This window comes from Kitasatospora sp. NPDC059160 (assembly GCF_042755465.1).
Lineage (GTDB): Bacteria > Actinomycetota > Actinomycetes > Streptomycetales > Streptomycetaceae > Kitasatospora.
In genome coordinates, this window is sequence record NZ_JBHZCN010000044.1 from 33,343 (window position 1) to 46,615 (window position 13,273).

General features: G+C 75.0%; 13 protein-coding genes. 6 read left to right on the plus strand and 7 right to left on the minus strand.

Annotation, left to right across the window (positions count from 1 at the left end; genetic code table 11):
• The first annotated feature begins 8 nt into the window (after positions 1 to 8).
• Both ACFXOZ_RS20355 and ACFXOZ_RS20360 read left to right on the plus strand, forming a co-directional pair.
• The gene (locus tag ACFXOZ_RS20355; RefSeq protein WP_380591808.1) at positions 9 to 1,232 is read left to right on the plus strand and encodes an NUDIX domain-containing protein; all 1,224 of its coding nucleotides are present in this window, start codon (positions 9 to 11) and stop codon (positions 1,230 to 1,232) included.
• Positions 1,213 to 1,674 carry a DUF6188 family protein gene (locus ACFXOZ_RS20360; RefSeq protein ID WP_380591810.1) on the plus strand — a complete coding sequence of 154 codons (462 nt, stop codon included), beginning with the start codon at positions 1,213 to 1,215 and terminating at the stop codon, positions 1,672 to 1,674. The genes ACFXOZ_RS20355 and ACFXOZ_RS20360 overlap by 20 nt, the downstream gene beginning before the upstream one ends.
• Before the next feature lie 29 nt (positions 1,675 to 1,703).
• Here the strand turns inward: ACFXOZ_RS20360 and ACFXOZ_RS20365 are convergent, their stop codons facing one another.
• The 7 genes from ACFXOZ_RS20365 to ACFXOZ_RS20395 form a co-directional block, all read right to left on the minus strand.
• The gene (locus ACFXOZ_RS20365; RefSeq protein WP_375885872.1) at positions 1,704 to 2,078 is read right to left on the minus strand and encodes a hypothetical protein; all 375 of its coding nucleotides are present in this window, start codon (positions 2,076 to 2,078) and stop codon (positions 1,704 to 1,706) included.
• 139 nt (positions 2,079 to 2,217) lie between these two features.
• A complete protein-coding gene (locus tag ACFXOZ_RS20370) occupies positions 2,218 to 2,613 on the minus strand; it encodes a roadblock/LC7 domain-containing protein (protein WP_380591812.1) in 396 nt (131 codons plus the stop codon).
• An 82-nt stretch (positions 2,614 to 2,695) separates the two neighbouring features.
• The gene (locus tag ACFXOZ_RS20375) at positions 2,696 to 3,766 is read right to left on the minus strand and encodes a hypothetical protein (RefSeq protein WP_380591814.1); all 1,071 of its coding nucleotides are present in this window, start codon (positions 3,764 to 3,766) and stop codon (positions 2,696 to 2,698) included.
• Positions 3,767 to 3,810: 44 nt separating this feature from the next.
• Positions 3,811 to 4,194, minus strand: a complete 384-nt coding sequence (locus ACFXOZ_RS20380; RefSeq protein ID WP_375886195.1) for a hypothetical protein — start codon at positions 4,192 to 4,194, stop codon at positions 3,811 to 3,813.
• Between the two features lie 640 nt (positions 4,195 to 4,834).
• Positions 4,835 to 5,842 (minus strand): MsnO8 family LLM class oxidoreductase, encoded by a 1,008-nt coding sequence (locus ACFXOZ_RS20385; protein ID WP_380526815.1) that lies wholly within the window; start codon positions 5,840 to 5,842, stop codon positions 4,835 to 4,837.
• Between the two features lie 70 nt (positions 5,843 to 5,912).
• Positions 5,913 to 6,539 carry a DUF2269 domain-containing protein gene (locus tag ACFXOZ_RS20390; RefSeq protein WP_380591816.1) on the minus strand — a complete coding sequence of 209 codons (627 nt, stop codon included), beginning with the start codon at positions 6,537 to 6,539 and terminating at the stop codon, positions 5,913 to 5,915.
• Positions 6,540 to 6,749: 210 nt separating this feature from the next.
• Positions 6,750 to 7,949 carry a peptidoglycan-binding protein gene (locus ACFXOZ_RS20395; protein ID WP_380526786.1) on the minus strand — a complete coding sequence of 400 codons (1,200 nt, stop codon included), beginning with the start codon at positions 7,947 to 7,949 and terminating at the stop codon, positions 6,750 to 6,752.
• A gap of 414 nt (positions 7,950 to 8,363) precedes the next feature.
• On the opposite strand from ACFXOZ_RS20395, the gene ACFXOZ_RS20400 reads away from it, so the two are divergent.
• From ACFXOZ_RS20400 to ACFXOZ_RS20415, 4 genes are all read left to right on the plus strand, one after another.
• Positions 8,364 to 9,728, plus strand: coding sequence for a DUF6271 family protein (locus ACFXOZ_RS20400; RefSeq protein ID WP_380591818.1), 1,365 nt, complete (start codon positions 8,364 to 8,366; stop codon positions 9,726 to 9,728).
• A complete protein-coding gene (locus tag ACFXOZ_RS20405; RefSeq protein ID WP_375885858.1) occupies positions 9,725 to 10,222 on the plus strand; it encodes a GNAT family N-acetyltransferase in 498 nt (165 codons plus the stop codon). The genes ACFXOZ_RS20400 and ACFXOZ_RS20405 overlap by 4 nt, the downstream gene beginning before the upstream one ends.
• A 116-nt stretch (positions 10,223 to 10,338) precedes the next feature.
• Positions 10,339 to 11,658 carry a hypothetical protein gene (locus ACFXOZ_RS20410; protein WP_380591820.1) on the plus strand — a complete coding sequence of 440 codons (1,320 nt, stop codon included), beginning with the start codon at positions 10,339 to 10,341 and terminating at the stop codon, positions 11,656 to 11,658.
• Between the two features lie 190 nt (positions 11,659 to 11,848).
• Positions 11,849 to 12,997 (plus strand): hypothetical protein, encoded by a 1,149-nt coding sequence (locus ACFXOZ_RS20415; protein WP_380591822.1) that lies wholly within the window; start codon positions 11,849 to 11,851, stop codon positions 12,995 to 12,997.
• Positions 12,998 to 13,273: the final 276 nt, after the last annotated feature.

A 13,273-nucleotide genomic window follows, 5' to 3' on the forward strand; every position in this document is an offset into this window, starting at 1 on the left:
GAGTCGGGGTGGAGGCGTCGGGTGCGGCGGGACGAGAGATGATGGCGGCCGCCGGGGTGCTGTTCCCGGACGGGCGGGGGCGGGTGCTGGTGGTGCGGCTGCCGTACGACCGGAAGCATCCGGTGGCGATCCCGGGTGGCGGGTGGGAGCCCGGCGACCGGTCGCCGCGGGAGACGGCGTTGCGGGAGATCGCCGAGGAGCTGGGGTTCACGCCCCGGCTGGGAGCGTTGGCGTGCGTCGACTGGGCGATGTCCCCGAGCCGACCGCCGATCGTGGCCTACCTGTACTGGGCCGAGGCGTTGACGCCGGAGCAGGTGTCGGCGATCCGGCCGGACGCGGCGGAGGTCGGCGGCTGGGTCTGGCTGACGGCGGAGGAGGCCGGGCACGCCCTGCCGCCGCGGCTGTCCCGCCGGGTGGCGGCCTGTCTGCGGGCGCCGCGGGAGGCCGGGCCCCTGGAGCTGGAGGACAGCCGGCCGGTGGGGCACACCCTGGGGGCGCTGCCCGCCGAGGGGCCCGTGCCGGAGTACACCGGCCTGGCCGCCGCGCCGGGGCTGGGGTCGGGGCCGGGGTCGGGGTCGGGGTCAGCTGCGGGGCAGCCGTCGGAGGCGCCGGAGCCGCTGGAGCCGCCGATGGACCGGGACACCTACTACGCCACCCGGCCGCGGATCCGGGCGAAGGCGCGGGCCCTCTTCACGGACGGTGACGGCCGGGTGCTGCTGGTGCGGCTGCGGCCGTGGGACGGGCCGCGCGGGCGGGTGCCGTACTGGACACTGCCGGGCGGCGGGGTGGAGGCGGACCGCGAGACGCCCCGCACGGCGGCGGGGCGGGAGATCCGCGAGGAACTGGGCTGGGAGGTCGAGCCCGGGCGGCTGCTGGCGTTGGACTGGCTGCCGGGGGCGGCGGCCGATCCCGGGGCCGGTCCCGCGACCGAACCTGCGACCGGTCAGGACACCGCCGTGCTGGTGTACGTCTACGACGGCGGCGCGGTGACGGAGGAGTCGCTCGGCACGATCGTCCTCCAGGAGCAGGAACTGGTGGAGTGGCGGCTGTGCGACCCGGCCGAGGCGCGGACGCTGCTCTCCGGACCGTCCTGGGACCGGGTGGCCGCGGCCCTCGCGGCCCGGGAACGGGCGGGCGGACCGGTCGAGCTGGTACGCGGACGGCCGGTCGGTCCCGTGGTTGGGAACGCCTCGGCCGGTGAAGACTGGGAGCATGCAGAACACGATCACTGAGGTGCTGGCCGGCCGGACGGTCGAGGCGGTCAGCGGAGGCGACCGGCTGGACCTGCGGCTCGACGGGCCGGTGACCGTACGGGTGGTGCACGAGTTCCGCTTCGCGGCGCCGTCCTTCACCACGCCGGAGGAGGTCGGGCACTTCTTCCCCGCGCTCACCTTCCGGCCGACGCCCGCCCTGCTGGCCCTGGTCGGCCGGACCGTCGGCACCGCCCGGATCACCCTGGCCGGCGGCCTGGAGCTGGGTTTCACGGAGGGCGGTGAGCTGTCCGTCCCGCCGCACGCGGTGCTCGCGCCGTGGAGCGTGCTGAGCGCCGAGGGGGCGGTCTGCGCGGGGCTGGCCGGCGGGGAGGTCCAGTGGGCACCGCCGGACGGGGCACCGCCGGACGGGGCACGGCTGGACGGGGCCGGGCCCGGCGGGGCGGGGCCCGGCGGGGCGTGAGCCGCCGCCGGGGCCGTGCCGGTGCCCGGTCAGACCTCCAGGTCGGCCTCGATCTTGACCAGCTGGTGGCGGGCCATCGCCAGGTTGGCGCGGCCCTTGTCCAGTGCCAGGTAGAGGAACAGGCCCTTGCCGGTGCGGCCGGTGAGCGGGCGGATCAGGTGGTACTGGGTGCTCAGCGTGATGAGGATGTCCTCGATGCCGTCCTGGAGGCCGAGCATGTCCATGGTGCGCATCTTGGCGCGCATCACGTCGGTGTTCCCGGCCGCGGCGACGTTGAGGTCGAGGCCGCCGGGGCCGTCGAGGGTGGCGAGCGCCATGCCGCTGTTGTAGTCCACCAGGGCCGCGCCGATGGCGCCCTCGATGACGGTCATGGCCTGCTTGAGCGCGCCGGCTGCGTCGGTCATTCTGATCAACTCCTGTGGGTCGGTTGGTCGGTGGGTCGGTAAGTCGACAGGTTGGTCGGTGGGTGGGTCAGTGGGTCGGTGGGTCGGTACGGGGGCGGCTCGGTACGGGGGCGGGCGGGGCGTTCGGTCCCGGGACGGGTCAGAGCACGTCGCGCGGGTCCTTCGGCACCAGGGCGTCGTTGAGCAGTTCGGCGATGTGCCGGGCACTGCGGCGGCCCTCCAGGTGGAGCCGGCCGACGTTGACGTCCGGGAGCGCCAGCAGGGTCAGCACACAGCTGCCGCCGGCCGCGTAGGTGGCGACGTAGCCGTGCTCACCGCGCACCACGGACTCGCGGAACTCCCCCTGCCCGGTGGTGTCGGCGAGCCGCTGGGCGAGCGAGAGCGAGGCCGCCGTCATGGCGGCCAGGCCCGAGGGTTCGGTCCCGTGGGTGTCGTGCGCGACCAACAGGCCGTCCACGCTGGCCACCAGCCCGCCCGCGAGGTGCGGGACGCGACGTTTGACGGCGCGGAGTTCGGCGAGCAGCTCGGTCTCCAAGGCGATCAGTTGTCTCCTTCCGACACGCTGCTTGAGTGCCCGCCTCATGGCCGGTACCGCGGGGTCGCGGGCGGGGAGTGACTCAAAGTCGGGCCTCCAGAAGGTCTCGGACCCGGGTCAGCAGCGCGATGTCCGGGTCGGGGACGGTCAGCGGGTGGGCCGCTGCCGTGGTGGTCGGTCGGTCGGAGCGCGTGGGGGCGGGGGCTACAGGGACTGCGGGGCTGGTCGTTGCTGCGGAGCCGGTCGTTGCCGCGGGGCCGGTGCTCGGGAGGCCCCGGAGGGTGGCTCCGGGGACCCTGCGGTGCAGGCCGCTGCCAGGCCGGGAGGGAGCGGCGGCCGAGAGGACGGGGTCGGCGACCGGGCGGACGGGGTCGGCAGCCGGGCGGACGGGGTCGGCAGCCGGGCGGGAGGGTGCGGCGGCCGGCGCGGCGTGCCGGGGGGTGTCGAGCAGTCCGGCGGCGGCCAGGCGGCGGATGTCCGCCGTCACGCCGAAGCCGGAGCGGCCGAGCAGCCGGGCCAGGTCCGCCGGGGTTCTTCGGCCGTCGGCGTGGTCCAGCAGTTCGCGCCGCCGACGGCCGGGCGGGCGGTGGGAGGGCGATCGACTGTGCTCGACCGGCCGGACCGGCGCGGTGTCGAGCTGCGGCCAGGGCCAGATCCGGTCGAGGAGTCGGTGCCGGCGCTCGACCTCGCGACCGAGCCGCGCCGGGTCGACCGGCGTCACCGTGCCGAGCCAGTGCCGGGCCTCGGACTCGAACCGCCAGGTGCCGCCGGCCCGGTCGGCGAGCACGAAGTAGGCGGCGTCGAACAGCGTTCCCAGGTGGCCGAGTTCGAGTTCGCCGCGGGTGAGCAGCTGCCGGTCGACCAGTGCCTCGCCGACCCGCCCCTGCGGGCCGTGGCGGTGCAGGAGGTCGGCCCACTCCTCGGGGGTGAGCCGACCGCAGCCGGTGAGCAGGTCGGCCAGGCCGGGCGCACGGGGGGACTCCGCGGCGGCGACCTGACCGTCGACCAACCACAGGATGCCGAGCGGGCCGTGCAGGGCCCCGGTGGCGCGGCGGGCGGCGAGCAGGGCGACGGCCTCGCCCGGGGTCCTCGGCGCGGCGGGTTGGACGTGGTGGTCGGCGGCCTCCACCAGGGGCGTGTACGGGGCGGCCACGCGATCGGCTGGCCGGAATGCGACGGTCGGTGCGGGCCTCGTGTTCACCCCAGCACCAGTTCCTCGGCGAGGGCCTGGAGACGGAACCGGGCCGCGGCGAGGTTGCCCGACTCGCGGTCGAGCCAGAGGTGCAGGACGAGCCGGCTGTCGAAGACGGTGTCGATGAAGCGGATCAGGTGGTAACTGCGGCCCGCAGTGACGATGATGTCCTCCAACGGGGAGCGCCGGTCCTCCGCCGCGGTGAAGGTCTGGCTCTCAACGGCCGCGCGCACCAAGTCGGTTGCCTCGGCGGCAGCGGTCTCGTGTTCGCCGACCGGGCTTTCGCCCAGGCTCCCGAGGGCGAGTCCGCTGCTCCAGTCGACCAGGCTCGCCGAGCGGGCTCCGGCGATCGCCATCGCTCCGGAGAGACATTCGTCGATACCCGGCACACCGGCTCCTTCGAGGGGGTCTGGGGGTGGCCGGGCGCAGCGCAGATCCGGCCGGATCGCCACCAGCAGTGGCAGGTTCGACACGGAAGGCTACTGCCGGTTTCCGTATGACGAACATTCCAATGGCATATTCACACCAGCTACGGCGACTTCCGGCCAAGGTGCGACGATCCACCGGCTCGACCGGAGCGGCAAAACTGCTGGCCGCCCGGCCGCCGCAGACCGTCACTCGTCGGCCACCTGGTACGGGACCTTGGCCGATACCGGATCGCCGCCCGGAGTTTCGCCAGCGAAAGTGCGATAAGAGGACTCGGCGCACACCAGGGCCGAGGACGGTGCACAGCCGGACATGACGAAGGGGCCCGTTCCCTTGACGGAACGAGCCCCTTCGGATGGAGCGCCAGGCCCGGATCGCACGGACTCTTCCTACTGAAAGTAGGACGTGCTCTGGTAGCACCGCTGACGCATGTTCAAGGGTTCCGGGATCTCCGTTTCGGAAGATCATTTCCCCTCGACGAGAAGAACAGTAGCAGGCCATCGGGCCTGGTCAGAAATCCGCCGGGACGGCCGGGGAGCGGTGGAGTGGGCGGTCGCGCGGGCTGCGGAACGGGCGGCGCGGCAGGCGGCGGGCCGCAGCCGGTCAGAGCAGGCCGACGGCCTCGGCGAGCAGTCGGTACGAGTCGAGCAGGGCCGTCCGGTCGTAGGTACTGGTGGCGATCAGGACCTCGTCCGCACCGGTGCGTGCCACCAGGGCGGACAGCTCGGCGGCCGCCTGCTCCGGGGTGCCCGCGATGTGGCCCTTGAGCGACTGCTCGAAGGCCGCCCGTTCGCGCGGGCTCATCGTGCGCGCCCGGATCTCGGCGGCCGGGGCCAGCGGCGGGAACTCCCCGTGGGTGCGGGAGTAGGCGCCGGCCCAGGCCTCCGGGAGGAGGAGGTCATGGGCCCGCTCCTCGGTCTCGGCCACCGCGACCGTGCCCGAGACCACCACGTACGGTTCGGCGGCCTGCGCGGAGGGGCGGAAGCGGCTGCGGTAGCCGTCGAGCGCGGCGAGCATCCGCTCCTCCCCACGTGCGGCGGCGATGACCAGCGGCAGCCCGGCCTCGGCGGCCAGCTCGGCGCCCGCGCCGGTGGCCAGCACGAAGGCCGGCACGTGCAGGCCCTCGGCCGGGCGGGCGTGGACGCCGCGGTGCACCTGCTGGGAGCCGTCGAAGTACCCGAGCAGCTCGGTCAGCTGGCCGCCGAAGTCGTCGGCCGCGTCCTTCTCGCGCCCGAGTGCCCGCCGGACGCCGTCGGTGAAGCCCACCGAGCGGCCGAGCCCCATGTCGATCCGGCCCGGGAACAGCGCCGCCAGCACCCCGAACTGCTCGGCCACCACCATGGGCCGGTGGTTGGGCAGCATCACCCCGCCGGTGCCGACCCGGATCCGGCTGGTGGCCGCCGCGACCGCCGCGGCGAGGACCGTGGGCGCCGACCCGGCCACCCCGGGCACGCCGTGGTGCTCGGAGACCCAGAAGCGGTGGTAGCCCAGCCGCTCGATCTCACGCGCGAAGGCCACGGTGTCGCGCAGCGCCTGCGCCGGCTCTTCGCCCTGCCTGGTCCGGGAGCGGTCGAGGACGGAGAGCCTGGTCGCGGGCGTAGCGCTGGTCACGTGGGTGGACAACACCCACCCGCCGTACGGGCATTCCCCGCCGGTACGCCCGGGCGCGCCGTCACCGCCGTCACCGGCCCTCGGGCCCTGGCCCGGCCCCGGCCGCGCCGGAGGCCCCGGGTATTCGGCCCGTACGCGTGCCCGCGGCCTTGCGGCGGCCCCAGGGCTTGTACACCGAGAGGATCACGTTGAACAGGTAGAGCGCCAGGGCCACCGCCGGGACGATCACCGTGTTGTAGCGGACGAAGCCGAGGTCCGCCACCGGGATGGGGCCGGTCGGGTGGGCGTCCGCCACCCGGACCGCGTCGTGCAGCCGGGCGGTGAGGGCGAAGACCGAGGCCGCCATCGCACCGAGCGTCAGCCAGAACTTGGTACTCACCCAGTAGTACCGGAACAGGCCCCAGGACGTGCCGAGCCCCAGCGCCACCCCGCTCAGGAAGGTGAGCAGGCTCAGCGGCAGGATGAGCGCGTCGCCGAGCAGGCCCATCGCCCGGTAGGCCGTTCTCAGCCGGTCGGCGTCGTCGGTGGTGAGGGCCGTCACCGCCAGGGTGAGCAGGCAGAGCATCAGGGCCAGCCAGCTCACCGAGGCGACGACGTGCAGCACCACCAGGCGTTTGCGCGCTCCCGGCGACAGTCGGCGGTCGGCGGACCGCCGCCCCGCGCCGGGGGCCGCGACGGCTTCGGTGGACGGGCGCACAGGTACCTCCTTCGAGTCGGGGTCACGAGGACGCGCCCAGACTCCCCCGTCCGCCCCTCATCGGGCATCTGACGGCGGAAGTAACCTCGGCTACTCCCCGGCGAGTACGTCCCCGGCCGTCGCCGCGACCGACCGACTCCCCGGGGAGTACCCACACCGACCCGCGGCCCCGCAGCGCCCCGCCCGTCGGCCCGTCAGTCCGTCAGTCCGTCAGTCCGTCACCGCGAACCCCCGCGCCGCCCCCAGCCGGTGCAGCGAGTCCCGCCCCGGGATCCCGTCCGCGGCACCCGCCGAGTACCCGCAGCGCCGCTGCCAGCCCGCGTACGCCGTCACCGTGAGGCTGCCGTAGGACCCGTCCACCCAGCGCTGTTCGAGCAACCCCTCGTCCGCCAGCGCCTGTTCGACGATCGCCACCTCGGCCCCGTACGTCCGGTGCCCCTGCTCCGCCCCCGGGTCGCTGCGCGCCGCCGCGACGACGTGGGCGAGCGAGACGGTGCGCGGGCCGGGCAGGTAGCCGAGCAGCCGGCGCAGCGAGGCCTCGCCCGGGACGCCGTCCGCCGCCGGCCCGGAGTACCCCAGGCTCGCCTGGTAGTCCGCGTAGTTCTCGGTGTCGGCGTCCGTCCAGGTCGGTCCGGGCCCGGAGTGGTAGTGGGTGCCGAAGCCGGCCGTGACCAACGCCCGTCCGACGGTGGTCACCTGGTAGCCCTGGGCGCCGTAGCCGTACGCCAGGCCGTTGACGGTGACCTGGTAGCGGGCGGGGGTCGGGTCGGCGGGCGGGGCGGGGTGCTGCTGGGAGGGCGGGCCGGTGGGCGAGCCGGGGCCCGCGGTGAAGGCGGGCCAGGAACCGGGGTCGACGTGGTCGTTGTACGGCACGTGGGCGTGCGCGTACCAGCCGCCCGCGGTCTCCCAGACCCGCTCGTCGCGGTGCTCGGTGAAGTCGGTCGGCCGCCCCATCGGCCAGGCGTCGGGCACCCCCCAGGAGGTGATCCAGGCGTGGATCCGGTCCCAGCCCGCGCACGGGGTGTCGACCAGCCGCGGGTAGACGGTGCCCTGGTGGCGGCAGTAGGGGAAGAACACCGCCTCGATCTGGATCACCACCAGCCCGGCCCGGTTGGTGCGGGTGGGGCTCTGGGCCGGGCTGAGCAGGCTCTTGGAGCGGGAGTCGGCGGGGAACAGCTGCGCCGTGCGGCCGCTGAACGGGTCCCAGACCAGGTGCGGGGCGTCGCCGGCGCCGGCGCCGGTGAAGTACCCGACGAGGTCCTCGTAGGTGCACCAGTCCTGCGGCGCGGCGGCGGTGGCGTTGCGGTCCCAGGTGATGTGGGCGATGGCCTTCGGGGGGTACTGGTGGTCGGTCGGCGCGTGGTCGCCGAGGTCGTGGATCTCGGCACCGGGCAGCCACGGTTCGGGCATGCTGGCTCCTCCGAACGGCGTAATGACGTCGTTGCCGGTATCGGCAGGTCCGGGTCGCGGATTGACCCCGGCGGCGGGATCGGCGGGGTTGAACCGCCCGGGGCCGCACGGCCGTTCGGATCAACGAGGGGAATTCGTCCTCACGTGCGGAACCGGCGGCGACAGGGCGCGCCGCCGGTTCCGTGCTCCGCCCTGTCCGGAAGCGGGTCCGGGCTCGGTCCGCACGGCCCCCGGACGACCCCGAAGGCCCTCCGAGGGCCCTCCGGAGCCACCGGGCGGGGGCGCATTCCACCCCGCCGCAGCCCCGCTGTCAATCGTTGACTTGGGAAGTGGTCTAGTCCACGGTGGTGCGCTCGAAGCCCTCACGGCGCCACCGCCGCAACCGTTCTGACGAACCGACGGAGAACCACCGCCATGCAGAGAGTCTGCCTCGCCCTGCCCACCATGCGTTCCTGCCCCGAGACCATCGCGGAACTCGCCGAGGAGGCGGCCTACGCCGTCGCGACCTTCGGCGTCGAGGTGCACCTGCTCATCCTCGACACCACCGGCGCCGCCGCCTTCGCGCAGAACGCGGACGCCGTGGCCGCGCTGGAGCCGACCCCCGGCGTGGCCGTCCACCACCTGGGCGAGGCGCGGCAGCGGGAGTTCCTGCGCCGGGTGGCCGAGCGCTCCGGCGCCGCCGACCCCGGCCTGCTGCTCGACCTGATGCTCCCGCCGGCCGTCGCGTACGGCTCCTGCGTCAACCGGCTCTTCCTCTGCGCGGCCGCCCTCGGCTGCACCTCGGCGCACCTGCGCAACGACGACGCCGACTTCCAGGTCGTCGACGGCCGGAAGGTCTTCCCGATCCACCACGAGCTGCTCTCGATCGGCCGGCCGGCCGGCGAGGCGGTGGCCGGGGTGACCCGCTCCGAGCTCGACCCGGCCGACGCGGACAAGCCGGTGATGCTGGTCAGCGGCTCCTTCATCGGCGAACTCAACGTGGACATCAGCGAGATCCACGAGCTGGACCCGGCCGTCTACCGCGAGATCGTCCGCCTCTGGACCCCGCCGGTCTGGCCGGAGGAGGACCGGGACGCGATGGTCGACGTCTCGTTCAAGGGCGCCGGCTCCGAGCCGTTCACCGCCGACGAGTCCGTCCTCGGCGTCCCCGACATCTGGGACGTCTACATGTGCAACATCGCCCTGGACCACCGGGCCTACGAGGTGCTGCCGCTGCTGCCCTCGATCGAGACCATCGGCAGCGACTACGCCCTGCTGCACGCCCTGGTCCACTCCCGGCTGCCCGGCGTCGTCCACAACCGGCACATCGTCAACTACTACACGCCCGAGCGCCGCATCGGCGCCGGCTTCGTCAACTACCAGCTGCGGTTCGTCAAGTTCCTGCTCTCGATGCTGTACCTGTACCCGGTCTACGGCGGCATGATCGACCTGGGTAGCGGGCTGCTGGACGAGCGGCACGGGCTGAAGGTCGAGCCGATCGTCGACCTGGTGCGCGGCAGCGTCGACTGGGACCAGGCCGGGAACGAGCACTGCCTGGACGTCCTGGACCGCTCCTACCGCAAGCTCGGCGGCAAGTACACCGAGCTCGCGGACGTGGTGGCCGAGCGGCGCGGACAGCTCCTGGACGAGGCCCGGCAGGACGCCGAACGCTGGGCGGTGCTGGTCGAGGCCTGGGCCGCGATGGTGTCCGCCGCCCGCGCCCACGGACTGGACGCCGGTCCCGAAGGTGCGGAAGGCCCGGAAGGCCCGGACGCCGGTGCGGAGGGGGCGACCCGGTGAGCGAGGACCTCCGGATCCGGCGGCTGGCCGACGGGGACTGGGACGCCGTGGTCGCGCTCGAACACGACGCCTACGCCGCCGACGGCCTGTCCGAGGGCCGGGAGGCGCTGCAGTCCCGGGCCCGCAGCTCACCGGACACCTGCTACGTGCTGGAGCAGCAGGGCGTCGTCCGCGGCTACCTGCTGAGCCTGCCGTACCCGCCGCTGCGCTGCCCGGACCTCACCCGGCCGGAGGAGACGGCGTACACCTCGGCCAACCTGCACGTGCACGACCTGGTGATCGCCGAGGACCTGCGCGGCCGGGAGGTCGCCCTGGGGTTCATGCGGCACTTCCGCGAGCGGGCCGAGGAGTCGGGCTTCGAACGGATCTCGATGGTCGCGGTGCGCGGCGCGGACATCCTGCTGCGGCTGCTCGGCTACCGGGCGCACCGCGAGGTCACGGTGCCGGAGTACTACGGGCGGCGGGCCGTCTACATGTCGGCGCCCGTGCGCTGACCCGGGCCGACGCGCCCCGGCGGGCGGACGACGGCAACCGGTCGGACGACGGCAACCGGTCGGGCCCGCACGGAAATCGGCGGCGGGCCCGACCGGGCGGCGGGCAGAATGCGCGGATGCCCACCCTGCTGTACGCCGTCGCCCGCAACCCCGCCCTGCCGCCCGAGCTGCTCGGGCAGCTGATCGACCGACTCCCCGCCGCGGACGAGGAGTTGGCGTGCGCACTCGCGGAACGGCCGGACCTCGACCCGGGGCAGGTCCGGCTGCTGGCCGAACGCTTCGAGGACGCCGCCGTACGGCTCGCCGAGCGCGGCCTGTTGCCCGTCGGGGACGTCGACCCGCTCGCCCGGCCGCGGGTCGCGCTCGTCCTGCTGGACGAAGGACGCGGGGACCCGGCCTGGGCCCGGCTTTTCGCCCGCGACCCGGACGAGCTGGTGCGGGAACGGCTCGCCTCCGCGGTCGGGCTCCCGGACGAGGTCGCGGACCTGCTCGCGGTGGACGAGTCCGACGACGTGGTGGCCGTTCTCGGACACTGCACCGGGCGCCCGGACCTGCTGGCACGGCTGGCCGCGCACCCGGCGGCGCAGGTCCGACGCGCGGCCGCGGCCAACGAGGCCACGCCCGCGGAACTGCTCACGGCCCTGCTGGACGATCCCGAGGTGATGGTCCGCGAACGGGCGGCGGCCCATCCGACCACCCCGGGGTCGGCCGCCGCCCGCCTGGTGGGTGACCACATGATGATCCGGCAGGCGCTCGCCACCCACCCCGGGCTGCCCGCCGAGGCGTACCGCCGGCTGGCCGGGGACGAGATCCCCTGGGTCCGCTCCAACCTGGCCCGGAACCCGGGGATCGACGCGGCACTGATGAGCCGGCTCGCCGAGGACGACGGCTACGACGTCCGGCGCTCGCTCGCCCACAACCCCGCCATCCCGTTCGACCTCCTCGCCCGGCTCGCGGCCGCCGTCCGGATCGGCTCGACCCTGCTTCCCCGGATCGCCGCCGCCACTCCGGCCGAACTCCGCGCCCTCGCCGCCGTACCCGAACCCAGGGTCCGCGTGCTGGTCGCCGAGCACCGGGCCCTGCCGACGGACCTCCGGGACCGGCTCGCCGCGGACCCGGACGCGAGCGTGGTCAAGTCGGTGGCCCCGCATCCGGGCCTCAGCGGTGCCCAACTGGCCACCGTGCTGGACCGGTTCGGCACGAAGGTGGCCACCGCCGTGACCAGGAACCCGGGTACCACCACCGCACTGCTCGACCGCATCGCCACCACCCCGCCCACCCCCGTCAAGGCCCTGCGGACCCTCGCCGCCCACCCGAACGCCTCCCCCGCCGCGCTGACCGCCTGCCTGGCCTCCGCGGACCACCGCACCGCCGAGGCCGCGGCCGCCAACCCGGCGCTGCCGGTAGCGGTGATGGCGGAGCTGGCCACCCGGTGACGGACCGGACCGGCGACGGACCGGACCGGCGACCGACGGGACCGGCGACGGACGGGACCGGTGGGCCGCCGGGTCTCCGCCAGGTCCGCGCGCGGTTGCAGTTGCGTCTCCGTTCAACCGGAGGGGGGTGCGCCCCGGCGGCCGGTCCGGGAGCCTGGGGGCAACGACTCGTACGGCGGGGGGAGTTGCCATGGGGGACGGCCGCGGGCTGGTGGCGGGTGTGGTGGGGGCGCTGGTGCGACTGGCCCGGGGCACGCCCGGCGGGCGGGGGCGGGCGGTGGCCGAGGTGGTCCGGGCCCGGTTGCGGCTGACGCCCGAGGGGGCCCGGGCGCTGTCGGCGATCGAGGCGGACCCGGACGATCCGGCGGCGCGGGCCGAACTGGCCGCGGCCGTCGCCCGGCTGCTCGCCACCGACCAGGGGTTCGCGCAGTACCTGACCACCACCGACCTCGGCGGGACGGCCGATCCAAACACCGTCCAGCTGCGGACGGACGCGAGCCCCAGCACGGTCCAACTGCGGACCGGCCCGAGCACCGTCCAGCTGCGCACCGGGGGGCCGGACGCGGAACCGGAGCCTCGCACCGTCCGGCCGGGGGCGGACCCGGACGCCCCGGCCGGCGGCTCGAGCACCGTCCAGCTGAGGGTCGACCCGGCGGCCGCCGGCGCCGCCCGGGCCCTGGCGGCCCGGCGCGGCAACGTCGCCGTCCTCACCGTCCTGGCCCTGGTCCTGATCGCCGCGCTGGTCGCACTCGGGATCAACCTCGGCTCGCGCCCGCTGCTGCAACCCACCGGGCCCGACTTCGCCCACGCCGCCCGGACCATCCGCGATCCCGCGCGGGTGCAGGGCGTGCTGCCGGACGCCGCCGCGATGCCGGGCGGCTGGCAGCAGCAGGGGGCGCCGCGTTCGGGGACGGGCAGCGGGCCGGGCGCGCCCTGTCTGCTCCCGGGCGCCTGCGACCAGCAACTCGCCTATGCGACGGTGTCGTTCAGTGCCGCGCCGCTGCCGTCCGTGCAGTTCACCGTGGTCACCTTCAGCTCCGCCGAGGCGGCCGGCCGGGCCTTCGACACCCGGCTCGACCTCCTCGACGCCCGGGGCGACGCGGCCCCGGCGGCCGTCCAGACGGTCGGCGACCGGAGCGCCGCCCGCACCCGGGGCGACTCGACGGCGGAGACGGTGGTCCGGGTCGACTCGACGCTGCTCTACGTGCACTACGCCGGGCCGGGGGCCGCGGTGGCACTGCCCGGGCTCACCCCGTTCGCCCGGATGCTCGCCGAGCGCGCCCGGCAGGCCGAGGACGGCCGGACCCCGGACGCCGTCTTCCACGCCACCGGGGGCTGAACGCCGACGCTCCCCGGCCGCCCCGGCAAGCCCGGCCACCCGGCAAACCCGGCAAACCCGGCAAACCCGGCCGCCCAACGAGGCACAGCCACCCCGGGAACCCCACCCGCACCGCAGCTCCCCTGCGCCCCGCAGGCCCCACCGGCCGGCGGGGCGTTCCGCTCGCCCCGCCCCGCCCCTGACCTGCGCCGACCGCCCCCGTCGCCCGAATGCATGTATCGCTCTCTTGACTGGCGTCACGAGCGCGCCATACTGGCTTCACTCCCGCTCGCCCGA

What these genes read in the sequence shown, in the direction of transcription:
- ACFXOZ_RS20400 (WP_380591818.1), top strand. Translation starts at nt 8,364, where the DNA reads ATGCAGAGAGTCTGCCTCGCCCTGCCCACCATGCGTTCCTGCCCCGAG.
- ACFXOZ_RS20410 (WP_380591820.1), top strand. Translation starts at nt 10,339, where the DNA reads ATGCCCACCCTGCTGTACGCCGTCGCCCGCAACCCCGCCCTGCCGCCC.
- ACFXOZ_RS20365 (WP_375885872.1), bottom strand. Translation starts at nt 2,078, where the DNA reads ATGACCGACGCAGCCGGCGCGCTCAAGCAGGCCATGACCGTCATCGAG.
- ACFXOZ_RS20415 (WP_380591822.1), top strand. Translation starts at nt 11,849, where the DNA reads ATGGGGGACGGCCGCGGGCTGGTGGCGGGTGTGGTGGGGGCGCTGGTG.
- ACFXOZ_RS20360 (WP_380591810.1), top strand. Translation starts at nt 1,213, where the DNA reads ATGCAGAACACGATCACTGAGGTGCTGGCCGGCCGGACGGTCGAGGCG.
- ACFXOZ_RS20395 (WP_380526786.1), bottom strand. Translation starts at nt 7,949, where the DNA reads ATGCCCGAACCGTGGCTGCCCGGTGCCGAGATCCACGACCTCGGCGAC.